This window comes from Synechococcus sp. MU1611 (assembly GCF_020514255.1).
Classification (GTDB): domain Bacteria; phylum Cyanobacteriota; class Cyanobacteriia; order PCC-6307; family Cyanobiaceae; genus Parasynechococcus.
This window is the reverse complement of the sequence record NZ_VTLC01000004.1, coordinates 87,340-108,759: the sequence shown is the minus strand read 5'-3', so window position 1 is coordinate 108,759 and position 21,420 is coordinate 87,340. Positions and strand designations below refer to the sequence as shown.

Annotated in this window: 22 protein-coding genes; 12 read left to right on the top strand and 10 right to left on the bottom strand. The window is 52.1% G+C overall.

Translation table 11 applies throughout. The annotated features are described in order from the left end of the window. The first annotated feature begins 117 nt into the window (after nucleotides 1-117). From FZZ92_RS09380 to FZZ92_RS09360, 5 genes are all read left to right on the top strand, one after another. Nucleotides 118-657 carry a hypothetical protein gene (locus FZZ92_RS09380; RefSeq protein ID WP_226423073.1) on the top strand — a complete coding sequence of 180 codons (540 nt, stop codon included), beginning with the start codon at nucleotides 118-120 and terminating at the stop codon, nucleotides 655-657. Next, on the top strand, nucleotides 654-1,673 hold the full coding sequence (locus tag FZZ92_RS09375) for a hypothetical protein (RefSeq protein WP_226423072.1): 1,020 nt from the start codon (nucleotides 654-656) through the stop codon (nucleotides 1,671-1,673). Before FZZ92_RS09380 ends, FZZ92_RS09375 begins: the two co-directional genes overlap by 4 nt. Then, nucleotides 1,670-2,398, top strand: a complete 729-nt coding sequence (locus FZZ92_RS09370; protein WP_226423071.1) for a hypothetical protein — start codon at nucleotides 1,670-1,672, stop codon at nucleotides 2,396-2,398. The genes FZZ92_RS09375 and FZZ92_RS09370 overlap by 4 nt, the downstream gene beginning before the upstream one ends. A gap of 3 nt (nucleotides 2,399-2,401) precedes the next feature. Beyond that, on the top strand, nucleotides 2,402-3,286 hold the full coding sequence (locus FZZ92_RS09365) for a hypothetical protein (protein ID WP_226423070.1): 885 nt from the start codon (nucleotides 2,402-2,404) through the stop codon (nucleotides 3,284-3,286). Between the two features lie 67 nt (nucleotides 3,287-3,353). After that, nucleotides 3,354-5,657, top strand: a complete 2,304-nt coding sequence (locus FZZ92_RS09360; RefSeq protein WP_226423069.1) for a type II secretion system protein GspD — start codon at nucleotides 3,354-3,356, stop codon at nucleotides 5,655-5,657. Between the two features lie 6 nt (nucleotides 5,658-5,663). On the opposite strand, the gene FZZ92_RS09355 is transcribed toward FZZ92_RS09360, so the two are convergent. From FZZ92_RS09355 to FZZ92_RS13175, 5 genes are all read right to left on the bottom strand, one after another. Continuing rightward, nucleotides 5,664-7,082, bottom strand: coding sequence for a hypothetical protein (locus FZZ92_RS09355; protein ID WP_226423068.1), 1,419 nt, complete (start codon nucleotides 7,080-7,082; stop codon nucleotides 5,664-5,666). Between the two features lie 70 nt (nucleotides 7,083-7,152). Then, nucleotides 7,153-7,773, bottom strand: coding sequence for a Tfp pilus assembly protein FimT/FimU (locus tag FZZ92_RS09350; RefSeq protein WP_226423067.1), 621 nt, complete (start codon nucleotides 7,771-7,773; stop codon nucleotides 7,153-7,155). Next, nucleotides 7,761-8,408: a type II secretion system protein gene (locus tag FZZ92_RS09345; protein WP_226423066.1), complete on the bottom strand. Its 648-nt coding sequence runs from the start codon at nucleotides 8,406-8,408 to the stop codon at nucleotides 7,761-7,763. Before FZZ92_RS09345 ends, FZZ92_RS09350 begins: the two co-directional genes overlap by 13 nt. A 2-nt stretch (nucleotides 8,409-8,410) precedes the next feature. After that, nucleotides 8,411-10,657, bottom strand: a complete 2,247-nt coding sequence (locus FZZ92_RS09340; RefSeq protein ID WP_226423065.1) for a hypothetical protein — start codon at nucleotides 10,655-10,657, stop codon at nucleotides 8,411-8,413. A gap of 10 nt (nucleotides 10,658-10,667) precedes the next feature. Continuing rightward, a complete protein-coding gene (locus FZZ92_RS13175; RefSeq protein ID WP_304623296.1) occupies nucleotides 10,668-11,210 on the bottom strand; it encodes a prepilin-type N-terminal cleavage/methylation domain-containing protein in 543 nt (180 codons plus the stop codon). A 177-nt stretch (nucleotides 11,211-11,387) separates the two neighbouring features. Here FZZ92_RS13175 and FZZ92_RS09330 point away from each other — a divergent pair, with 177 nt between their 5' ends. After that, a complete protein-coding gene (locus FZZ92_RS09330; protein WP_226423064.1) occupies nucleotides 11,388-12,176 on the top strand; it encodes a pentapeptide repeat-containing protein in 789 nt (262 codons plus the stop codon). Between the two features lies 1 nt (nucleotide 12,177). On the opposite strand, the gene FZZ92_RS09325 is transcribed toward FZZ92_RS09330, so the two are convergent. The 3 genes from FZZ92_RS09325 to FZZ92_RS09315 form a co-directional block, all read right to left on the bottom strand. Further along, nucleotides 12,178-12,603, bottom strand: coding sequence for a hypothetical protein (locus tag FZZ92_RS09325; protein ID WP_226423063.1), 426 nt, complete (start codon nucleotides 12,601-12,603; stop codon nucleotides 12,178-12,180). A gap of 173 nt (nucleotides 12,604-12,776) precedes the next feature. Next, nucleotides 12,777-14,012: a DegT/DnrJ/EryC1/StrS aminotransferase family protein gene (locus tag FZZ92_RS09320; RefSeq protein ID WP_226423062.1), complete on the bottom strand. Its 1,236-nt coding sequence runs from the start codon at nucleotides 14,010-14,012 to the stop codon at nucleotides 12,777-12,779. A gap of 10 nt (nucleotides 14,013-14,022) precedes the next feature. Beyond that, entirely contained in the window at nucleotides 14,023-14,616 is a 594-nt protein-coding gene (locus tag FZZ92_RS09315; protein WP_226398417.1) for a thioredoxin family protein, read from the bottom strand. Between the two features lie 57 nt (nucleotides 14,617-14,673). Here FZZ92_RS09315 and FZZ92_RS09310 point away from each other — a divergent pair, with 57 nt between their 5' ends. Beyond that, nucleotides 14,674-15,192: a hypothetical protein gene (locus FZZ92_RS09310; protein WP_226423061.1), complete on the top strand. Its 519-nt coding sequence runs from the start codon at nucleotides 14,674-14,676 to the stop codon at nucleotides 15,190-15,192. Here FZZ92_RS09310 and FZZ92_RS09305 read toward each other — a convergent pair. Both FZZ92_RS09305 and FZZ92_RS09300 read right to left on the bottom strand, forming a co-directional pair. Further along, nucleotides 15,174-15,614, bottom strand: a complete 441-nt coding sequence (locus tag FZZ92_RS09305) for a hypothetical protein (RefSeq protein ID WP_226398356.1) — start codon at nucleotides 15,612-15,614, stop codon at nucleotides 15,174-15,176. The two genes, FZZ92_RS09310 and FZZ92_RS09305, sit on opposite strands and share 19 nt — an antisense overlap. A gap of 14 nt (nucleotides 15,615-15,628) precedes the next feature. After that, nucleotides 15,629-16,540, bottom strand: a complete 912-nt coding sequence (locus FZZ92_RS09300) for an FAD-binding domain-containing protein (RefSeq protein WP_226423060.1) — start codon at nucleotides 16,538-16,540, stop codon at nucleotides 15,629-15,631. Between the two features lie 83 nt (nucleotides 16,541-16,623). Between FZZ92_RS09300 and fabI the strand changes: the two genes are divergently transcribed. From fabI to FZZ92_RS09275, 5 genes are all read left to right on the top strand, one after another. After that, nucleotides 16,624-17,406 carry an enoyl-ACP reductase FabI gene (gene fabI, locus FZZ92_RS09295; RefSeq protein WP_226398418.1) on the top strand — a complete coding sequence of 261 codons (783 nt, stop codon included), beginning with the start codon at nucleotides 16,624-16,626 and terminating at the stop codon, nucleotides 17,404-17,406. Between the two features lie 29 nt (nucleotides 17,407-17,435). Continuing rightward, the gene (gene hisB / locus FZZ92_RS09290) at nucleotides 17,436-18,044 is read left to right on the top strand and encodes an imidazoleglycerol-phosphate dehydratase HisB (protein ID WP_226398358.1); all 609 of its coding nucleotides are present in this window, start codon (nucleotides 17,436-17,438) and stop codon (nucleotides 18,042-18,044) included. 60 nt (nucleotides 18,045-18,104) lie between these two features. Next, a complete protein-coding gene (locus FZZ92_RS09285) occupies nucleotides 18,105-19,574 on the top strand; it encodes a carotenoid oxygenase family protein (RefSeq protein ID WP_226423059.1) in 1,470 nt (489 codons plus the stop codon). A 21-nt stretch (nucleotides 19,575-19,595) separates the two neighbouring features. After that, on the top strand, nucleotides 19,596-20,318 hold the full coding sequence (locus FZZ92_RS09280; protein WP_226423058.1) for an SIMPL domain-containing protein: 723 nt from the start codon (nucleotides 19,596-19,598) through the stop codon (nucleotides 20,316-20,318). Nucleotides 20,319-20,882: 564 nt separating this feature from the next. After that, nucleotides 20,883-21,416, top strand: a complete 534-nt coding sequence (locus tag FZZ92_RS09275; protein ID WP_226423057.1) for a hypothetical protein — start codon at nucleotides 20,883-20,885, stop codon at nucleotides 21,414-21,416. Nucleotides 21,417-21,420 lie beyond the last annotated feature (4 nt).

The following is a 21,420-nucleotide window of genomic DNA, read 5'->3' as shown; positions in this document are numbered from 1 at the left end:
CAGTTCTATTGATTTTATAGCCCTATGGTTGCAAGCGCTATTGCAGTATTTGCATAGCTTGAAAGTATTGACAAGAATATTGCTTCTGCATATAATGGCACAAACAAATCGTTGCTGGTGAGGCTAAACATTAACCAGCTTTCTGCTCGCGATTCTTTGATTGCTGTATCTGTAGTCGTTGCATCGTCTCTAGTTGTTCCCCAAGCATGGTCTCTTGATCCATCATTGCCCTCTCCGGAGCGAACTCAGGGTGTCTCCGATGAACTTCCTTTGACAGGTGAGTCTCGATCTTCAGGTCAGGATGGTTTTCGCTCTGTTCCTGCGAATCGAATGAAGTCTGCGAAAGGAACTACCGATGAGAAGCGGAATCCATTCGCAGTTGATTCTCCGTTTGATTCTAATGGTTCCGCGAATAACATTTCGTCGATGGCCGCTGACCTCAATTCATTGCGTCTGACAGGTATTGTTCAAGAGGGTTCTTCTCTCAAGGCTCTTGTCGAGGATGGCTCTGAACACGCTTTTTTAGCCCTCGGCGATCCTCTGTCATTGGGCGTTGTTCAGGGTTTGGGTTATCGTGTTTCTGCTATATCCTTTGAAAAAGGAAATATTTCCATTACGAATGGGCGCGAAGAGCGCCAAATTGCTGTTCAAAGATGATTCGACAGTACTGGGATCAAGCAAAGAGCCGTCTTTCAGATGTTCAGCTACCACAAATTAGTAAACCGTTTGATTTTACGAGTGACCTGAAGGTATTTGAACAGTTTTCTGTACTTTCCAGTTTGGACCAGCATCTGGTTCTGACGTCGATTAAGGCCAATCAATCGACGATGATGGTCGACGATTGTTTGTCACTCGATCTCCCTTCTCATCTTATTGGAGATTCGGGAGTTGAAAATACTGATGAAGTTGCTCAAATTATTCTTGATTTGATGGAGGTGATGGGTTTGTCCTCATCTCCAATACTGCTCCTTCTTTCTTCGTCGAAGTTCAGTCATTGCTCTTTTCTAGTCGATGAAATTTCTTCTTGGGATTTAAATGATCCGAAACTGAGGGCTAAAAGCCCTTTTCTTGCTGATCAAACACTGATCGATTTCTACCCTGACGATGAATTGTTTGCTCAGGATCACCGAACACGTGGTGTTGATTATGCCAGCTCATATCTTATTCATTCGTGGATAAATACCCTGCAGATTGTCGGTCAACCTGTCTTGGGAATTTCACCCATGTACACAGGGATAATGACTTGGGCTTTGAATTCTGTCAATTCGCTTAAAAATACTGTCTTTTGCGATGTAGAGCCAAATTGTTGTAACTTATTGCTTAAGAGTTCTGTCTCCGAGTTCCGCTCCTTCCAGTTGCCGTTTGGTTCTGCTTTGTATGCGGGTCAGTCGAATCGTCTTTTTGATCAATTCTTGAAACGTCTTCAGTCTGGTCTCGATGTGATTATGGAAGATCAATCGTTTAAGGGTGGGTTCCAATATGTTATTTCTGGATATGGCTTGGGTGATTTTAGTTCATCTCCTTTGTCTAATTGGGGTTCATGGTCTCTTTTGACCAGTCAGATATCAAAAAAATATCAAATTTCAAATAAATTAAGGCCCGATGAACTGAGCCTTCATCAACATCTTATCCCTCAGCTTATTGTCGGACTTTTTGCATATCTAGAATCATGACTCCTATTAATTATCTCCCCCCTGATTCAGGCTTACCGTTTTGGAAAAAACAAGAATCTCCGGTTTTTGGGCATGCTTCTGGTAGCTCTTTCTCGACATCTTTGCTCCAACAGGGTTATGTTATCCCTTTGGCCATGGCTGGTTTAACTGTTGCTTTGTCGTGGGCCTTCCCATTCTTTAATAACCGTTCAGCAATCTCACAAATTTCAAACCTTGAATTTGAGCACTCACAATATTTACAGCTAACAGCTCGTATTTCAGCTTCAGAACAGGAGTTTGATCAGCAAAAATCAGATATCAGGAGCTTTTCCGCTCTGTTTACATCGTCCGCTTCTGTATATCCATTTGCCTTTAATTTGCAGCGCTTTGTTCCACGCAAGGTGAATTTTAATACATTTGTTCTGGATAATTCTAGTTTTAATATTTGTGCTTTTGGTCCAGACTACGAAAGCTTGGAGGATCTTATCGATTTACTAAAAGCTATGCCTGCGGTAGATCCGAATAGTGTCCGTTTCACCAATATGGCTTCTGATCTCTCCGCACTTGGCTCCTCTGGTTGTCAAAGCTTGTCTTCTTCGCAACCTGTCTCAGTTTCCCTAAGAGGTAAATTCCTTCCAGCAACGACTTCCGACTTGGAAGATCTCTACTCAGCTGCTTCTGATTACGGCCAATACAACAAACTTAGGCTCTACAACACACTTCTGAAAAAGATAGGGGGTGTTTGATTGATGGCTTCTTTACTCCAGAAAATCAAAGATTCGATCGATAAGCTCAATAAAGTTGACGTAGGTGCCCAGCTCTCCAAGCTGAAGGACATCAAAATCGAAGATCTTAAAAATATTAAATTTTCAGATCTTCGTGGTAAAGCAGACCCAATGACCCTTTCGGTTGTCGGAAGCGTTGTTCTGTTAGGTGCTGGTCTTTATTGCTTCACATTGCCTGAGTGGCGATCATGGGGCCTCAACGCCGAAACGCTTCAGCAGTACAGGTCTGAGGCTGAACAGGTGCCAATTTTGAGAGCCAGTTTGGCTGATCTTCAAAAGCAAAAAGACGAGTTGGGTGAGGAGTTTGATCTTGTTCATGATTTTGTTTCAGAAGAGTCGGTCGAGCTATTTACATCAAAGTTTTTTACTGAAACTGCCAGACGTTCTAATGTTCGGCTATTGGGGGTCAATCCGTTGCCTGCTGGGGTCCCATACACCTGTATTCAGCCCGATCAGAATGATTTTTCTTTTGATCAATCACTCTCACCTGATTTTTCTTCTGGGCAGGAACCAACGGGTGATTTCGAGCCTCCAGCTGATTCTGTTGCTTCGTCGCCTCCTTCCTCAGATCTCGCGCGTATTTTTAAGGTCAACCGCTTTCAGCTTTCCCTTCGTGGCGATTACCTGAATGTGATTGATTATCTCCGCTATCTTAACCAGTACAAACAAACACTTTCACCTGTTTGTTTTGAGGTCTTTGCTACCCCTATTCAGCCCTCGCCTGAGGCTGCTTCAGGGGGTGGAAGCAATCCAGAGCCCCGCTATGTTGGTGAAGTTACCGTTAAATTGATTGTAGATATTCCGCAACGTCAAGCATCTGCAACCACTGCGCCTATCTCCAACGAGTAAGGCGCTCGTCTTGCATCTTCCTCCCTCCAGTCTTTTATTTCAGCCAATGTCTTCACCAGCTCGCCCGATGATTAGCTCGGCCTTGGCCTTGGTGTCTGCTCTTGGGGGTGTTGGTGCTGATATAGGCCTGGTGAATCTTTCTGCGGGAGCGAGAACGGTCAGAACTCGAACTCAGCTCACTGATGCCGATTTCGTGAGAATGCGTCTTTTGCGCTCGAATGGACGCGTTGCCATCGCGATCGATCTGTCAGGAAAGGTTGAACGGGTCAACCAAAGTGTTCTTGCTTCTTCTTGGAACGGAACGATCAGTACCGAGCAGCAGCAGCGAATGATTAAAGGGCAGGCAACTGTTTCGATTCCTGAGTTAGGCAATGCTGAAGCCTCTTTGATTCGTAGTGGTGGTGGTTTGATTCTCAGTGTGATGCGTAAGGACGGCCGTCGGATGAATGAGGCGGTGGTTAGTGAAACTGCAACGGGTCTTGTCTTTGCCTTCACACCCCAGTCTGTCCCCACTTCCGAAACAGGATTTCTTGATCCAGTGAAACCCAGGCGCTTGCCACAGCAAGCCTATGCACCTCGCTTGCAAAGGCGTGCCGTCGCTCCTGCCGTTGGTGATATCGCTGTTGGTACGACTGCTATCCCTAACCCAAATCTTCTCAACATCACTGGGCCGGTGGTCTCTGTGAAGTATCGGCAAACCAATGCCCGCCATGCTTTTGAAGATCTCGTTTCCAGGGGTGGATATGGCTTTGTGTGGGTACCGGTGGATCCACGATTTACATCGAGTGTTAGTTCAACTTCTAACTCCTCCGCAGCACCAGATCCTGCTGGTCTGAATCCGATGGGTCCAGCAGCTCAGGCTCAGCCCACCTCAACATCGAAGTTGGCTCCAGGTTCATCTGATGCCGGAAAACCTGATTCCATTCGCTACGTCAACATGACGATGCGAAATCAGCCCTATTCCCGTGTATTCAATGCACTGTTGATGGCGACACAGATGCAAGCCAAGCTTGAAGATGGTTTGGTGTATGTGGGTCCTAAGGTTCGTGAAACGATCATTAAATCCCGTTTTGCTCGTACATATCGGTTGAATCAGGTGACGGCCAGTTCAGCTGCCGATTATCTTGCCAACTTAGGGGCGACGGTCACCAAGACTCAAACACGCTCTACAGCTGTGACCCAAGGCTCTTCGGGTGCTGAAGCCATCAGTGGAGCACCAAATTTTTCGACGACAACGTCAGATAAAACCACCTACGTTCAACCCTATGGATCCAAGACTGGTCCTCTTTTAGGTTTGCTGGCAACGACTGATGAGCGCCTTCAGTCAGTCACTTTGGTGGGAAATGATCAATTGATTCGTACGGCCGAGCAATTTCTCAAAAAAATTGATCTACGTCAGCGCCAGGTTGCTTTGTCGATCAAGGTTTTGGATATCACGCTGGATAATGTCAAAACCTCTGAGAATTCTTTTGCTTTTCGAGCAGGTAATAGTTTCATCGTAAGTGACCGCGGCAAATTAATTGGTTCTTTTGGTAGTTATCTTCCTCCGAATGATTCAACCTTTAACACGATGGCTGGTGGTGCATCATCTGCTAAATCCGAATATATTGAACTTGAGGAAGGCCAAACTCGCTTTCCTGAGGAACCTCTCGACCCTGCTCCTGTTAATCCTGGAAGAGCTTTTGACTATGACACTCTTTATAATCTTGTACGTTCTAAAATTGAATCAAGTTCTACCAAGGTTGTTGTTTCGCCCACTTTGATCCTCAGTGAAGATCCCAAGCCTATACCCAGTGGTTCTTCTGATGCCTCAACAGATGGTTCGAGTGCCTCGATTGGGCGGCCCAATGCCAATGAAGCTTTCATTGTCTCGGGTATAGAAGAAATCACAAGTTATCAGGTTCAAGCCGGTCAAAATGGTGCTCCGAACACCTGTCAGCCTGTATTTAAAAATGCTGGATTGAGGCTCGGTGCGAAGGTCACAAAGATCGACGACAATGGTTTTGTCTCTTTTGTGATGTCTCCTGAGATTTCAGCTGTTGTTGGTTCTGGTTCAGATATTCCAGGCTGCGGGCCCATTAAGCGAATGATTCAGCGTAGGCTCGACACAGGAAATCTCCGTGTTCGCGCTGGCCAAACGTTGATTTTGACGGGTGTGATTTCTGAAACTGATCAAGAAATCATTAGTAAGTGGCCGATTCTTGGAGATATTCCAATTGTGGGTCAGTTTTTCCGGAGCCGTAGAGGAACGCGTGAAAAACGTGAGCTTGTGATTATGGTGACTCCCCAGATTATTGATGATACCCAGGGTGGTATCTATGGATATGGCTATACACCGAGTCGGCAGGCTGCTACGTATTTGTTAAATTGATGCGCACTAGGGAGCGACAACGCAACTTCCTCCATTCATATCGGCGAGTCTTCCCATCCAACCTCCGCCACAATAGTTACCTCCACCGAACGATACTGTTTTGATTTTTATGGGGTTATCTTTGCGAAACTCCTCATTGTAAGATTTATAAGATTGAGCGTACTCTCCATTGTAATACTTCCCACCAAGCCTAACTGAACCTCCCGTCCAAGTGCCTCCATCTGAGAGTAATACAACTTCTTTTACTTTTTGATCTTGTACCATTCTATGAGTGTGGCGCCAAGGATCTGTTCCACCCCTTGCAAGCATTCCTTGAATTAGCTGTCTTAGGTAGTTTCTATTCGAAGCTGTTAATTTTTGGGGGCTTGTCCAAGCTGTTCTTTCCGTCCACATTCCACCACTAGAGAAAGAGGTAACATTTATTTCGGCATCATCTGAGCAGGAGTCGATTGCCCTCAATAGCTCTCTTTTTGCTCTTTCCATTCGACTGTTTGGGCCTCCATCTACGTATGACCGCCCATTTTTGTATCTAAATCGATAACCGGGCCATGAATAGGTGTTCCCTCCCAACCCCATTGACCCAGATACATCTATCACAAACGAGGTTTTGTCGCAGCTAATGGGTTGACCGCCAAAGTTGCAACCTGATCCGCTTTTGCATTTGGATACCGTATTGGAGTTGGCTCCAGCAACTGCATCTTGTTTCATGACTTCGGTCATCGCTGAGCCCTGACGTTGTGTTGTGCTTCCTTCGGCTGTTATACCCGGTAAATCACGTCCATTATTGACGGTGATTGTGAGTTTTGCCATTCGCTTGAGCCTTTGATCAATACAAACTTCGATTCCACCTCGCTTGATGTGTTTCCATCTTGTGCTTGGGCATGTTAGGGATCGGTTCGTTGATTTGCTTATGTTTTTAAGAATTTCTGTGTTACTTGTTTTATCTGCTGTGTAGTAACCGAATTGGTTGATATTTGTGCCGATTCGATGAAGTTTAATCTCTTCTGTATTTCCTACTGTTCCATAAACAATTGGGCATTCAACAGCTTTCAGATCGGGCTTGCCGGTACTAATATCGTAAGCACCCAAACTCATAGCTTGATCTGGGATATCTACGGCGAATAAAAATTCAATTCCTTGTTGTTTGTATGTATCGCATCCTTTTGGTAATTCACTCTCCACATCAATCAGTTGCTCGCCATTCCTGATCTCTTGCTGAATTTGGTCAATTGCACTGTCCGCCAGTTCGATAGCTGCTGAATTGCGTTCACTCTGTTTGTTATTTTTGACGATTACTTGTGAGAGTTTCATCCCAGCTGCAACAGTCAATGATGCAACAAGGGCTCCGACGAGCAATTCTGTCAAGGTAAAGCCGGTCTGCCGATATTGTTTTGTTTGCTCTTGTTTTAACTTTAAATGATCCATTATAACGACTGTGCTAATGTGACTTCGCATTGATTTACCCTTTATATTCTCTCTTACTTCTCAAGCATTGTCAACATTCGAGGCCGGAGATTGCAGATACTGCATCCCCGACAGTTAACTTGTTCATTTTCCTCTGTTTAATGCTGATGTGTCCTGTGAGGTGTTGAACCACGACACAGAGTTCTGGTGCTTGACTCTTAAAGGGATCGCTATCACTTTGATACCCCAACACAAAAGTAGCATTGTTGCTTCCTGCTTTAATTGGGTCAATATGTATAAAACCCCGCGGGGAAAAGGTGATCTCCTTGAAGTTTGTTCCGATGAATATTTTCTCCACTTCTCTGCCTTTCACAGTTGAATTAATCACTTTTTCCTCAGTACTCTGTGCTCCAAAAGTATCAGTCGTTTTTTTCTGGATTACTGCGCTTGTGCATGAGCTTTTTAGGTCTGCTCCACTTATTGTGCAAGTTGCTCCCCATCGCTTGGCATCACTTTTAATTTGCTCAAGGTTTGCTTTTAAGGCCAGTTGTCTTGTTTTGATCGTTTGAAAATGCTTCCAATTGATCAGGCTTGGAACACTGATTGATGCCAAAATGCCTGTGATGACGATTACAAAGATCATCTCTGTAATTGTGTATCCATTTTTATTTCTGCCTCTTCTCTTCCTTTCTAGGTGATTTAGTACTGGCATAACGAATGAGCTGGTGGTGACAGGTCGACAGAGCCAATGGTTTTTAGGTTTGCGCTATCAAATAGAACTTGTGCTAATTCTCCTTCTAAAGTATATGTAACCCTGATGATACTTTCATCCATCAGGGTTATAGTTTGATTGGCTTGGGTAGGGGCTTCTGGCTTTTTAACAGTGACGATTCGTTTTAGACCACTCTTTGCATTTTGCAGGCCCTTAAAGACTTGATGTGTTTGAGTGTTGAAGCTGATTTCACCATCTTTTATCAATGGAGAAGCTGCAATAGCACGTTGTGCTAGATATTTGCATTGGCCAACTCCAGCCGTTGATTGTTGGCAACTTCGGTTTGTTGCATAACATGCACTCTGTGATTGTGTCTTCTTTTCATAAAGGTAGCTTTCCAACTCAAGCTTAATCTCTGTTAAATCGTCGTCGACTGTTTGTGAAAGTGCCTGTCTTAACGACGACCGATAATTAATTAACTGATACTTGTTTGTGATTGTGACTGATGTGGCGACCAGAATGGCCAAAATTACTGCTGAGATAATGGTTTCGAGAAGCCCGAATCCACTTGTTGCTATTGGTCGTGGCTTGTTCGCCTGCTGATTCTTGCTCGTTAGTAAATATCCCACTTTCATTTCTACTTGTTTAGTATTCGTTGCGGATCGACCAGGGTTTCACTTTGAGCTCGGTATTCTGGCAGGCCAAAGTTGTATTCTTGGCCATATCGACTCACCATTTCGTCAATGAACTGATTGTTGAATTCCCAGCTGTGACTTGTGCTCGAGTTGATCCAGTCTCTTCTGTATCTTGAATTTGTTGGTTCGCGGCTTAAGCATACATTTCTTGCCCATACAGCCCCTTTAAAGCGTCTTTGCGCATTTGCGATATCTGCATTATTCCATAGGCTCGTTAGCTGCACGTTGTAATAACGGCTTAATCCATATGTATTCTGTGTCATCTGGCTTTCGTAGATGTTGCTGTTAATTAGATTTCTGGTCGTCCATCCATACTGATAGCTGCATTGATAGCAACGGTACCAAGATGAATAGTACCAGTAGTACCGACGGCACCATTGCCAGCCACATACTCTTCGATAGCTTTGCTCTCGGTATTGAATTGGCCTCTCACGTTGGATACGTGCTGTGTTTACTGAAAATGAAAGTCCATGCGTTGTAATTCTTCCTGTTCTCAGATTGTGCCGCATGATGATGTTATTTGGCATGTAAACCCTGTAGTACTGCGCCCAATAGGGAAGATTGTTGGTTATAAGTTCTCCCACTCCTGTGTAGGAGTTGTTGTTGGTTTTTGCATCTATTGCTTTTAAAGCACGATTATTCTCATCTCTTAATTCATACAGGCTTGCTGAGCTTTGATTGTTTCTTCGAGCGACGTGTAGATAACCCCCCTTGTTAACGACAGCGTACTTGTGCTGTGAGTTGTGATCCTGTACCCACTGATAGCGGCCCTGGCTGTTCCATGATTTGGCGACACCCGCAGATACCAAAGTGCTACTGGGTGCATAAATAAATGCATTGAGGGATTCATTGATCCTTCCAGTGCTCTGAATCGTAAATGTCCTCCCCCCTGTTGTTAACGGCCTTGCTTCGCCGGTGTGCCGATAATTGGGGCGACTATCAATGTCACACTGGACCCTCTCATTTACTTGGCTATTTGCTTCTGCCGTATCTGCCTGGATAATCGTTAATTGGCTGGCTTTGCCGTTCCCACATTGTGAATTGAATGAGGTCACATTGCAGATTTTCGCCCCAGGTGCAATATGAATATCTCCCTTTACTTTTAAAGTGACAGGTTTCGATGTATTGATTTCGAGTCGACTTCCCGGCAATAGGTACAAGTCATTAAATTGGTATATCCCACCAGGACCTAAACGGTTGGTTGTTTGACCGTTCTCTCCCTTTCGGAGCATGACGGTTCCTCTGCTGCTGGAGGGGCCACTGTTTTTAGGATGGCTGCCAAGATCACTCGGAAATTTCGCTGGAAACACTGTTAGACCTCCATATTGGCTGCTTCCACTGATGGGAGATCTTGTGTACGTTGTGCGGAATTTCTGAATTTGATTTCCGCACTCGTTTGCACCAAAGATATTTTTACGCAGCAAGATAGATCCTGTAGGAATACCTATATTGCTTGTGACTCTGAGGTTTGATAGAGATATTGGTTCTCTCTCATTTCCATTGTACCCGGCAGAAAGAAATGCAAAGCCTGACTGATTCATTGTTCGGGCAATTTGCAAATTGATCATTGCTGATCGTCCGGCTTTGTTGACTCCCTCGTCGTCGCCACCAATCAAGCTGACAAGCTGTTGGCGGCTTGTTCCCGTCGTGATGATTTCGTTGGTGGTATAACTGTGCACAAAACCCGTTGCTGCTGGTTTCACATCAGGATTGAGTTTGATCCCCTGTTGATAAAATGTTTGTTGTATCGCCCGGTGTGGAGCAAGCCAATTTAGGGCTTGATTGGTATTTGGTTTGCACATCGGTGCTTTTTGCCTTCCTGCACCTTGTTTCCAGACGCCATCGAGCCAATATGCAGTCGATGGATTTTCAAGTACACCAGGTTTCGCTCTTGTTGGACATTCTGTGCTGGGGGTATTTTTCGAGCATCCATCGGCCACCCAGAAGAAGTGATAGATATTTCCACCGTCGGTGTCGTTGAGAAGTGTTTTGTATTGCGTTCTAAGGGAATCAAGCCCTGTACGTCCAAGAAATCTCAGAAAGTCGAAACGTGTTCTTTGATTGCTGTTCATTGCGATGTACACGGCCCCCATTAAGCTGCTCGTCACGACTAGGCCAATCAATAAAGTAAGGGGCAAAGAAAAACCTTCCTGCCCCTCTCTGATTTTTATTTTTCTCTCGTTATTCATCTCCTAAGTGTTATGCGCACTTAGCTGTTTTTGTGTCTGTTGTTGATTTTTGGTCGTAAACTTGGGTTGTTTTGCTCACTTTGCTGTAGCACCCACTGACTGACAGGCCTCCTGTGAATGTTGAAGTGGGTGCGGCTGTAATCTTTGTTTCATCAGTAGTCTTGCTCAGGGTAATTGTGTAGAGACCTGAAGGTAAGTTCCAGCTGGTCCCTTTCGTCACAGCAACCGCTTTTACCCCTTGGCAGGCCGTTGGTGTTGTACCTGCGCATGAGGCAATTGCCACGTATTGCGCAATATCTGCGGCATCGTCCGCAATTTCGGTGTTTTCCGCATAGAACGCCTGTGCCGCTTTGATGTAGGACGCCACAGCTGTTGATGCTTCTTTCTGCTTTGCCTTGATGCCCGCGCCCTCAAAGGCCGGGATTGCGATGGAAGCAAGAATTCCAATGATCACCACAACGATGATCAGCTCCACCAGGGTGAATGCATTCATACGGCCCAGGCGCCGATTCTCCATCAGGCGCAGGATGAGCTTTCTCTCCAGAGCTGACATGGGCTTGATTTTTGGTTTGGGCTAACCGCTCCACTCTACTTTTTTCTTTTATGGTTTGTCTCCCCCTGAGGGATTCCACTGCATGACGTCATTGTCTCGTTTGTCCTTGCATGCGTTTCTTGCATAATTCCGCCCGCTTTTTTGTGAATGTTTAAGCGTCCGCTTGTGCTGTCTTTGATGCTGCCATTTTGTGGTTCCTTATGCCTTGCCGCCGATCCGGACGCCCTCTCGCAGGCGTTGCTCGAGCGCCGTTGTGAGGCATGCGATCTGCGTTCCGCCGATTTAGTCCACGCCGATCTTTCCACTGCTCGCTTGCGGAACGCCCAGCTTCAGTTGGCGAACCTGAGTCAAGCCAATCTTGAGGGTGCGGATCTCTTCGCTGCTGATCTGCGACAGGCCATCTTGGCCGGTGCGTCCTTGCGTGGTGCTGACTTGCGTTCGGCACGTCTTGAGGGTGTTGATCTCCGTTCATCTGATCTCACAGGTGCTCTACTGGACGATGCCGCTTTAATTCGCAGTCACTGGCGTGGTGCCATCGGTCTTCAACCTGATTGGTTGAGTGCAGCGCATTTCCACAACGCCGGTGTTGCTGAAGCTGAGGCCGGCCGTTGGCCTGCTGCCGAACAACTCTTTACCGCTGCCCTTGCGCTTGTTGAAGATGAACCCTTGAGTTGGGCCGGTCGGGGGGTGAGTCGGGGTTTCCAAGGCAAAGTTGCCCTGGCTGCATCAGACCTTGCCAAGGCCGAAGCGCTTTCGAGAGCCAGCGGAGATTTTGAGTCTGCAGAGCGCCTTAAGCAACTACAGCTTCAGGTTCTTGAAAGCGTTGAGCCTGAATTAACGCAAGGCGGAAATGGTCTTGGCGGTGCCGCTTTGGAAGGTGTTGCCGGCACGTTGAAGCCTTTTTCCTCAGTTCTGCAGAGTCTTGCTCCTATCGCTTTGAAATTCTTGATGCCTCTTCCGTTCTGATTCACCAGAGGGGATGTGCGCGCATGGGTGAGTCGTCTGTAGGGGCTTGGTTCGGCGTGCTCTCGTCGAAGCTTGCATTCGCCAAGCTGCTCTCGAAAGCATTCGGTAGATCAGCTGTTCTCAGTGGCAAGGGTTCTGCTTGAAGTTCTAAAAGTTCCTCAATACTTTTTTGAAGAATTCCTCCGTCCCAGACAATCGTTTGGTCGGGATAGCCAATGCCAACGAAGTGTGTGCCATTGATTCCGCCAAACGCCAGTCCAAGATCTTCCGCAATTCCCTGGAAAACACCAATTCCGCTCGAATACGGAGGTCTCCAGGTGTAAATCTCTTCCCCTATGCGTTCGTTCTGCGTTTCGATGCTCTTGCAGACGCTGGTCTCCAGAGCTGTGCCACCACCTGTGCTGTTGTAAATGGTCGTGCAGACCAAGGGGGCTGCAGATGCTGCACAAGTGCCGCTAATAAGTGTGGCAAAGGCCACAACACATGTTGCTCTGAAGTGTTGTGCTGCCAAAGTTCACAAGCATTCTTAAACAAATTAATGGTGTTGGCTCGATTCACCAACTCCAGGTGGGACTGTTTGTTTCTTGGATCCTGCCTTGCTTAGGCGGCAAGTGGCATTTCGCCATCGCTGCCAAAGCTCCGAACTGCGGGGCTGGCTGGCAGCAACTGCCGCACCGTGTTGATCACCGCCTGTTGCTGGTCGATCGTTAACTCCGGGAAGATCGGCAGGCTCAGTACCTGGCTGCATAGCTGTTCCGTGACTGGCAGGGATCCTTGTTTTAAGCCCAGGTGGGCGTAGGCCGGTTGCCGGTGGATCGGAATTGGGTAGTAGATAATCGTGCTCACCCCCCGCTCCTGCAGCGTCTGCTTAAGCCAGTCGCGGCAGCAGCTCTCCGGGATTCCGTGGCGTGCACTGGTGGTGGAGGAATTGCAGCTGGCGTTGCAGAGGGGTTGGCTGGTGGGGCAGCTACCTATGCGAACCACGAATTGGTTCCAGCTGTGGCCTTCGTTGGAGGACGGCAGGGTGAGTCCTTGGAGATCCCCAAGGGCATCTCGGTAACGGGAGGCAATGGCTGTGCGGTTGCTGATCCAGCTCTCCAGCTTCGGCAGTTTCACGTTCAGAACTGCTGCCTGAATGGCATCAAGGCGGCTGTTGTACCCAAGGCTGGTGTGCAGGTAGCGCTCGGGCATGCCATGCACGGCCAGCTCGCGCATGGCCTGGGCCAGATCGGCATCGCTGGTGGTGACGGCACCAGCGTCACCGGCCGCACCGAGGTTTTTGGTGGGGAAAAAACTGAAGCAGCCCGCATCACCAAAGCTGCCTACAGGTTGGCCATTCCATCGGGCTCCCGTGGCCTGGGCGCAGTCTTCGATCACCTTCAGTTGATGGCGCTCCGCAATCGCCATCAACTGGTTCATGTCCACCGCACGGCCAAACAGATGCACCGGCATCAGGGCCTTGGTGGCCGGGGTGATCGCGGTTTCGATTTGGTCGAAATCGATCAGGTAGGTGCTGGGGTCGACATCCACGAACACCGGTGTGGCGCCGACGGCGCTGATGGCTTCAGCGGTGGCGAAAAAACTGAACGAGCAGGTGATCACCTCATCGCCTGCACCAATGCCGAGGGCACGCAAGGCCAGGATCAGTGCATCGGTGCCGCTGTTGCAGCCCACGGCGTGGTCGCAGCAGACGCTGACGGCAAAGGCTTCCTCGAATTGTTTGATCTGAGGTCCGCCGATGTACTGACCGCTGCGCAACACCGCAAGAACCGCCTCTTCGAGGTCCACACCCAGATCGTTGATCTGCTGGCCGAGGCTGAAGGGAGGTACCTGCATGAAGGAAAGCTTAAGTGGCTCCGCCGAACCACTCCGGTTCGTGTCCGGGGTTCCACTTCACATTGCAGCCCACTGAGGCTGTTTGCTCCGGGTTTACCGGTGCTCTCGTCAGCACGGAAATGAGGGCGGCCCGCAGGTCTCGGCCGTCGAGGGGCTGATCATTGCCGGGTCGGCTGCCGTCCAACTGGCCCCGATAACGGAGGGTCTGTAGGCCTTTGCTATCGGGTGAAAACAGGTAAAACTCCGGAGTGCATGCAGCCTGAAGCGCTTTGGCCAGGTTCTGCTGCTCATCCAGCAGATATGGAAAGCTCCAGCCGTGGCGCCGGGCTTGATCCGCCAGTTGTTCCGGCCCGTCCTGGGGGTGGGTGATCAGGCTGTTGCTGCTCACGCCGACCAGTTGCACCTGGTCGGCGAAGTCGTGCTCCAGCCGGGTGAGCTCTGGCTCCACGTGTTTCACAAACGGGCAATGGGCACAAAGCACCATCAGCAGCAGGGGCCGATGGTCCAGCGATTGGCTGTTCAGCCGGCCGCCCGTGACCTGGGGCAGATCAAAACCGTGCAGCGGCGTGTTCAGCGCCAGCATCGTGGATGGTGTCAGGGCCATGACGCGCAGGCAGATGCGGCGAATCTGCTTCAGGATGGCCACCTCCGGTGGTGATGGATGCCGCGCCTGCGTCTGATTTGGGGAGTTTCGTTACTGCTGGCGGCCTGCGGTGCCCCTAAGGAACCGCCCAGCTGGCGCTTGTTCCCTTTGCAGCGGTACGTGCCCCATGACGGCGTGGCCGTGGTGAGTCAGCCGGATGGGTATGGGATTCATATCTATTTGGAAACAGACACCAGCTTCGCGGGGGTCTGTCGTCCCCGATGGCTGCCAGATCCAGCCCGTCTGTTCAACGGCAACGGATCCACCCCATTCAGTTCTGGTCTGGCGACCCGCCAGGAGTTTTTCGATGCGGTGTCCCGGCGTGATGTGCGGGCTTTGCTGGAGAAGGAGCTGGAGGCACTATGCGAGGCCCGCGCACCAGATGAGCGCTGGCAGTGGACTGAGCCGCCCCTCAGCGAAGAGCAAGTGCTCCCCGTTCAGCTGCCATCTCTGGAGGAAGAGGACCTGCTGACCAATCCTGTGGAGGAACTGAAGCGGTTCCGGCAGTTGCTTAAGGATCAGCAGGATGGGGAGTAGCCCTCCCAAACCACTGCTTCGGCGTCCCGCCAGTAGCGGCTGAAACGCCCCAGCCGCGGTGGACGTTCCAGCTCCACGAAGGGCTTGGGATCCATCAGCTCCAGCGGAAGTTCCGCATCGATGGCAGCGCCAATACGCTCCAGGCGAGGATCCACCACTGTGCTGCTGATCACGCCATCTGCCTGGTGGCGGCACGCAAAGGCCAGCACCTCGGCCGCTACATCCCCCTTGCGCAAAGTGAGGGGCAGGTCGAGAGCGTTTTCGTAGAGGAAGCCGATCCGTTTGCGGCTGATTCGTGCTTCCTGGATCCAACGGGTATCAAATACAAACACCGCTGGGGCCTCGGGCCAGGCCTGCAGCGCCGGGTTGCTGGCGCCGAGAGCTTCCTCGTGAATCCAGAGGATCGGACGTTGAAAAGACATGAGGACTCTCCTGCTTATCGCTTGGGACGGGCCAGGGCGGCACTGGTGCCTCCGCTGCTCCGGCGTTGGCGGTTGCGTTGGTGGTTGCGGTCGTTGCCGCTGTTGCGAATCGCCGGCATCGGGGAGAACAACTGGTTCTCCAGTTGCTCGTAGCTGCCGTCGAACGGGCAGTTGTTGGCACTGGAGCAGTTGTCGCAGTAGTGCCCGTCGCTATACCGCTCCAGGTTGCCGCGATTGAAAAAGTAGGGCTTATGGCTGAAGGTGCTGGCCACCCACTGCCAGCTCAGATGGTTGCTGGCTGGGTCGCCATCCAGCAGGTGCTCCAGGAACCAGTCGGCCCCGGCCTTCCAGTGCACCCGTCGCCAGTGCACGAGCCAGGCGGCCATCCACATCCGGGCGTGGTTATGTAGCCAGCCGGTGCTCACAAGTTGATCGCGAAAACGATCCATGCAGGCCAGCCCCGTGGTCCCTTCGCGCACATCGGCCGGCAGTTCCCGGGTATAGGAACCGGCGTCATGGCCCGTTTTGAACGGTTCCTGATCGTTGTGGATGTCGTCGCATAGATCGAGCCACATCCGTTGCCAGAAGTCGCGCCAGCCGAGTTCGTTGATCAGCTTTCCGCCCTCATCGCGGTTGCGGATTCGTGCAAACACGGAATCGCGAACCTCCGCGAGGCCCAAAACACCATGGCGGATGTAGGGCGACAGTCCGGTGACCGCGCCCTTGAGATGGTTGCGGGTTTTGGCGTAGCGCCTTGCGTCAATGCGCCGCAGCTTGTCATCGGCTGCCTCACGACCACCGCGTATCGGGCTAAGAGTCCCTTCCGCCTCTGGAAACTCTTGCGCCAACAGGGCATTGAGGGCATCGCGGGAGGCGAATTGCCGCGGCAGGTCGCCGTTGATCGGGGGTGACGCAGCGCTGGGCACCGGCCTTCGTCAGCAAAGGAGCGGTGATCTTGGCGGGGGATGGGGGAGAATCGCGCGAATTCAACCCGTTCCGGTCTGTCCTGATGCTGCTTGATCTCACCGGCAAGAAGATTCTCGTTACCGGCATCGCCAATAACCGTTCCATCGCCTGGGGCATTGCTCAGCAGTTGAAGGCGGCCGGCGCTGAGCTGGGCATCACTTATCTGCCGGATGAAAAGGGCCGCTTTGAGTCCAAGGTGCGCGAACTCACCGCACCCCTCGAGCCCAGCCTGTTTTTGCCCCTGAACGTGCAGGACGCCGACCAGATGGCCGAGGTGTTCGGGGAGATCAAGGAAAAATGGGGGGTTCTCGACGGCCTGGTGCACTGCCTGGCTTTTGCAGGCAAGGAAGAGCTGATCGGCGACTACAGCGCCACCACCGCTGAAGGCTTTGCTCGTTCCCTCGATATCAGCGCCTATTCCCTGGCTCCTCTCTGTGCTCATGCCAAGCCGCTGTTCAGCGAGAAGGCCGGCGTGATCACCCTGTCGTATCTCGGCGCTGAGCGGGCTATCCCGAACTACAACGTCATGGGTGTGGCGAAGGCCGCGCTGGAAGCGTCTGTTCGCTACCTCGCCGCTGAGCTGGGTCCCGAGAAGCAGGTGCGCGTGAATGCCATTAGTGCTGGTCCGATCCGCACCCTGGCCAGCTCCGCCATTGGCGGCATCCTCGAGATGATCCACAACGTGGAGGAGAAGGCTCCCTTGCGTCGCACGGTCACCCAGATGGAGGTGGGCGGCACCGCAGCCTTCCTGCTCAGCGATCTGGCCAGCGGCATTTCCGGTCAGACCATTTATGTGGATGCGGGCTACTGCGTCACGGGGATGTAAGGCACGATGTGAACAGAGGAGGTGGAGTGATGACACGCCAGGGAGACATTCATCGGGTCACCGGTGAAACCGATGTGAAGGTGCGTCTGGATCTGGATGGCTCCGGCCAGTGCCAGGCCAATACCGGAGTGGCATTCCTCGATCACATGCTTCACCAGATCAGCAGCCACGGACTGATCGACCTGGAGATCAATGCGGTGGGAGACACCCATATCGACGATCACCACACCAATGAGGACGTGGGGATTGCCGTGGGGCAAGCTTTGGCTCAGGCCCTGGGAGACCGCCGTGGTATCCATCGCTTCGGGCACTTTGTGGCACCGCTGGATGAGGCCCTGGTGCAGGTGGCACTGGATTGTTCCGGTCGCCCGCATCTCAGCTACAGCCTGACGATTCCCAGCCAGAAGATCGGCAGCTACGACACCGAGCTGGTCAAGGAGTTCTTCGTGGCGGTGGTCAACAACAGTGGCCTCACCCTGCACATCCGTCAGCTGGATGGCGTCAATTCACACCACATCGTGGAAGCCTGTTTCAAGGCCTTTGCCCGGGCACTGCGCATGGCCACCGAGGTGGATCCACGCCGGGCCGGTGCTATCCCCAGCAGCAAAGGGGTTCTGGAGCAGGCCGGCGCCAACTGATAGCGGCGCCGCGCTTCACAGTCCGTTACGAGAGGATGGGAGCACGTTGATCGTTCGCCCGTGACCGTCGCCCCCGCCCGCAGCTACGACCGCAGCGACTGGTCCAGCGCCTTCGTCAATGTGGAGGAGGAGCTCACCGATGTGGCCTTAACGCCGGTGCGTGGAAGCGTTCCGGCGGAGCTTCAGGGCACCTTCTACCGCAATGGCCCCGGGCGTCTGGAGCGCGATGGACACCGCGTCCATCACCCCTTCGATGGCGACGGCATGATTGCGGCGATGCGGTTTGAGAACGGCAGCGTCCAGCTCAGCAACCGCTATGTCCGCACCGAGGGCTGGCTGGCGGAGGAGAAGGCTGGCAAGGTGCTTTACCGGGGGGTCTTCGGTAGCCAGAAGCCCGGTGGTCGTTTGGCCAATGCGTTTGATCTGCGCCTGAAGAACATCGCCAACACCAATGTGGTGCGCCTCGGCGATCAGCTGCTCGCTCTATGGGAGGCTGCCGAGCCCCATGCGCTGGATCCCCGCAGCCTGGAGACTCGCGGTCTTTCGCGGCTCGATGGTGTGCTGAAAAAGGGTGAAGCCTTCAGTGCGCACCCCCGCTTCGATCCCGGCCATAACGGCCGTCCCTGCATGGTCACTTTTGGGGTGAAGACCGGCCCTCGCAGCACCATTCGCTTGATGGAGTTCGCCACCGATGGCCCCCAGGCCGGTGCGTTGCTGCATGACCGCTCCGACAGCTTTCCCGGTTTCGCCTTCCTCCACGATTTCGCCATCACCCCCAACTGGGCGGTGTTCCTGCAGAACGCCATCGCCTTCAATCCCCTTCCTTTCGTAACCGGCGAAAAGGGTGCGGCTCAGTGCCTGGCGTCCCAACCCGGTGGGAAAGGGCGTTTCTGGCTGGTTCCCCGAGATTCCGGTCGTTTTGCCGGTCAGAAGCCGCGCATCCTCGAAGCTCCCGATGGCTTCGTCTTCCACCACCTCAATGCTTTTGAAGACGGTGATCATCTCGTGGTGGAGAGCATCGTCTACGACGATTTCCCGTCCATCGGTCCCGATGACGACTTCGCTCAGGTGGATTTCGACACGGTGCCGGAAGGAATCCTTCACCGTTGTCGCCTGGATCTCAGCAGGGAATCGGTGCAGACCGAGCGGATCAGTGAGCGCACCTGCGAGTTCGCCATGGTCAATCCCGAGCGTCAGGGTCTCAGCGCTCGCTACGCCTGGATGGCAGTGGCCGAGCGTGAGACGGGCAATGATCCGCTGCAGGCGATACAGAAGCTTGATCTCGATTCCGGTGCCACCCACACCTGGAGTGCGGCGCCCCGTGGCTTCGTGAGTGAGCCGCTGATGGTGCGCCGACCGGGTGCGGAGGCCGAAGACGACGGCTGGGTGTTGGATTTGGTCTGGAACGGAGCCCGGGCTGCATCTGATCTGGTCATCCTCAACGCCAGTGATCTTGCTGAAGTGGCGGTGCTGGAGCTGCCCTTGGCCGTTCCCCATGGCTTGCACGGCAGCTGGGCCCCGGCAAGCTGACAGCTAGTAGTTGCTTCGGTTGTGCGGACCACGCGTCGAACGTTGAGCTTCGGTTGGGGCACCTTGTCTGTTGCTACCACAGGCCTTCTCCTGTTCTCTCCGCGGGGGCCTGTGTTAGCCCATGCCCATGCCCCGTCCTGTGCCGGGACGTTGTTGCAGTTGTCTGTTGTTGAAGAGGGCAAGACGGCAGTAGCCCGTTTTCGCTTTTCATTGGCTGTGTCCGGCGAAGGATCCACGGAACAGGCTGCGTTGACTCAGCTGAACCAACGTTTGGCACAGTTGCGTCAATTGCTCCAACCGTTCCTTCAAGGACGCCTGATCGTTCCATCCCCGTCCACCTATCCACGTTCTCGAAGTAAGGGGGGCAAACCATCCTTTGTGGCCAATACCGGTGTCTCCGGTGAGGTGAAACGGCAGATGTACAACCAACTCATTCAGGCAGTGGGTGGGCAGCCCGGCGTGCGGATGCAGGGGATGAAGTCCATTGCCAATGAACAGGCTGAAACAGCGCTTCAGCAAAGGTTGACTGCTGCGGCACTGCGGCGTGGCATGGCCGAGGCCGATGACACCGCTACGGCGATCGGAGCGACCCGGGCGCGACTGCTCAGGATCAATCGCAGTGATGCGATGCGTGGGCCGCGGCGGGTTCAGCTTTCAAAGGCCATGCGCACTGGTTTCGATCCGGGTGAAGCCCCGGAACCAACGGCAACGGCTCGGATGGAGCTGCTCTACTGCCTCACATAGCCAGCTGATACCTTGAGCTCTCAGGCTGGGAATCTGGTGTCGATTGAATTCACGCGTCCGCAAATCAATCGTGATGAGCGGATGCTGTGGATCCATGCCGGTCCCCATAAGGCAGCCAGTAGTTACGTCACCGAGCGACTTCGACAAAACCGGGACCATCTCGCAGCCCACGGTGTGTTCATGGACGGTGATGACAATCGTCTGGCCAACGCCATCGCACAAAAGAACTATGCGCCTGTTGAGGAAGCGCTGGCCACCCTGCCTTCTTCACTTCACAGGGTTTTGCTTAGTAGCTCCTCTTTGGATGATCGGATCCTTAGTCGAACTGCCTTGGGCAGATTGCAGGCTCTGGTTGAGCGTCAGGGGTTCAAATTAGGAGTCAGTTACTTTGTTAGAGATCAGCAGTCTTGGTTGAATTCAGTCTACGCACATCGAGTTCGACGGTTTCGAGAGACGCCTGATTTTGAGCGATATTGTGATTACATTATGCATGATTCTGGCTCGTGGGATATTTCTTATCCATCCAAATTTCGTGTGCTGAGTCGCTTCCCCTCGATTGCGACGTTGTTTCTTCCTTTGTCCAAGCAGGTGGCGATCACCGATCCGTTTCTGGCCTTGGTTGATGCTCTGGGTCTGGATGCTCCATCGGGTGAACAGGGCTGGTTGGCGGGCCGTTCCTCGAAGCAGAACATCCAGCCTGGCGCCCGGGGTATCTGGATGTCGGCTCTGTGTCGCCGCTTGATGGTGGAGACGGGTTTCGATCCGGAAGTGCTGAAGCGGAAGGGCAAGGTCATCCGTAACCTCGCGATCGAACTTGGCTGGGATCGGGAGAAGTTTGACGGTTTCGATCAACCGCTTCATGACAGGGTGTCGGCCTTTTATGCCAGCTCTAATGAGGCTTTTGCGCAGCAACACTGGGGTGTCAGTTGGGACAGCCTCTTCCCAGTGCGGCCTGCGGGGCAACAGGTTTATTCGGGGCCTGAGGCCGAGGTGGAGCGGAAGGAGATGCGAGGTCTGATGGTTCGCGTGCTGCGAGAGCTGCGTTTCCCCTGGCGCTTGCGGCGTCGTTTCTTCTCTCTTTACGACGCCGCTGTGTGAGGGT

Bases quoted from the DNA above. Each gene is read 5' to 3' on its own strand.
- FZZ92_RS09365 (WP_226423070.1), top strand. From the start codon at position 2,402: ATGGCTTCTTTACTCCAGAAAATCAAAGATTCGATCGATAAGCTCAAT.
- FZZ92_RS09340 (WP_226423065.1), bottom strand. From the start codon at position 10,657: ATGAATAACGAGAGAAAAATAAAAATCAGAGAGGGGCAGGAAGGTTTT.
- FZZ92_RS09305 (WP_226398356.1), bottom strand. From the start codon at position 15,614: ATGTCTTTTCAACGTCCGATCCTCTGGATTCACGAGGAAGCTCTCGGC.
- fabI (WP_226398418.1), top strand. From the start codon at position 16,624: ATGCTGCTTGATCTCACCGGCAAGAAGATTCTCGTTACCGGCATCGCC.
- FZZ92_RS09330 (WP_226423064.1), top strand. From the start codon at position 11,388: ATGCTGCCATTTTGTGGTTCCTTATGCCTTGCCGCCGATCCGGACGCC.
- FZZ92_RS09345 (WP_226423066.1), bottom strand. From the start codon at position 8,408: ATGAAAGTGGGATATTTACTAACGAGCAAGAATCAGCAGGCGAACAAG.
- FZZ92_RS09375 (WP_226423072.1), top strand. From the start codon at position 654: ATGATTCGACAGTACTGGGATCAAGCAAAGAGCCGTCTTTCAGATGTT.
- FZZ92_RS09310 (WP_226423061.1), top strand. From the start codon at position 14,674: ATGCCGCGCCTGCGTCTGATTTGGGGAGTTTCGTTACTGCTGGCGGCC.
- FZZ92_RS13175 (WP_304623296.1), bottom strand. From the start codon at position 11,210: ATGTCAGCTCTGGAGAGAAAGCTCATCCTGCGCCTGATGGAGAATCGG.
- FZZ92_RS09350 (WP_226423067.1), bottom strand. From the start codon at position 7,773: ATGCCAGTACTAAATCACCTAGAAAGGAAGAGAAGAGGCAGAAATAAA.
- hisB (WP_226398358.1), top strand. From the start codon at position 17,436: ATGACACGCCAGGGAGACATTCATCGGGTCACCGGTGAAACCGATGTG.
- FZZ92_RS09320 (WP_226423062.1), bottom strand. From the start codon at position 14,012: ATGCAGGTACCTCCCTTCAGCCTCGGCCAGCAGATCAACGATCTGGGT.
- FZZ92_RS09360 (WP_226423069.1), top strand. From the start codon at position 3,354: ATGATTAGCTCGGCCTTGGCCTTGGTGTCTGCTCTTGGGGGTGTTGGT.
- FZZ92_RS09355 (WP_226423068.1), bottom strand. From the start codon at position 7,082: ATGGATCATTTAAAGTTAAAACAAGAGCAAACAAAACAATATCGGCAG.
- FZZ92_RS09315 (WP_226398417.1), bottom strand. From the start codon at position 14,616: ATGGCCCTGACACCATCCACGATGCTGGCGCTGAACACGCCGCTGCAC.
- FZZ92_RS09370 (WP_226423071.1), top strand. From the start codon at position 1,670: ATGACTCCTATTAATTATCTCCCCCCTGATTCAGGCTTACCGTTTTGG.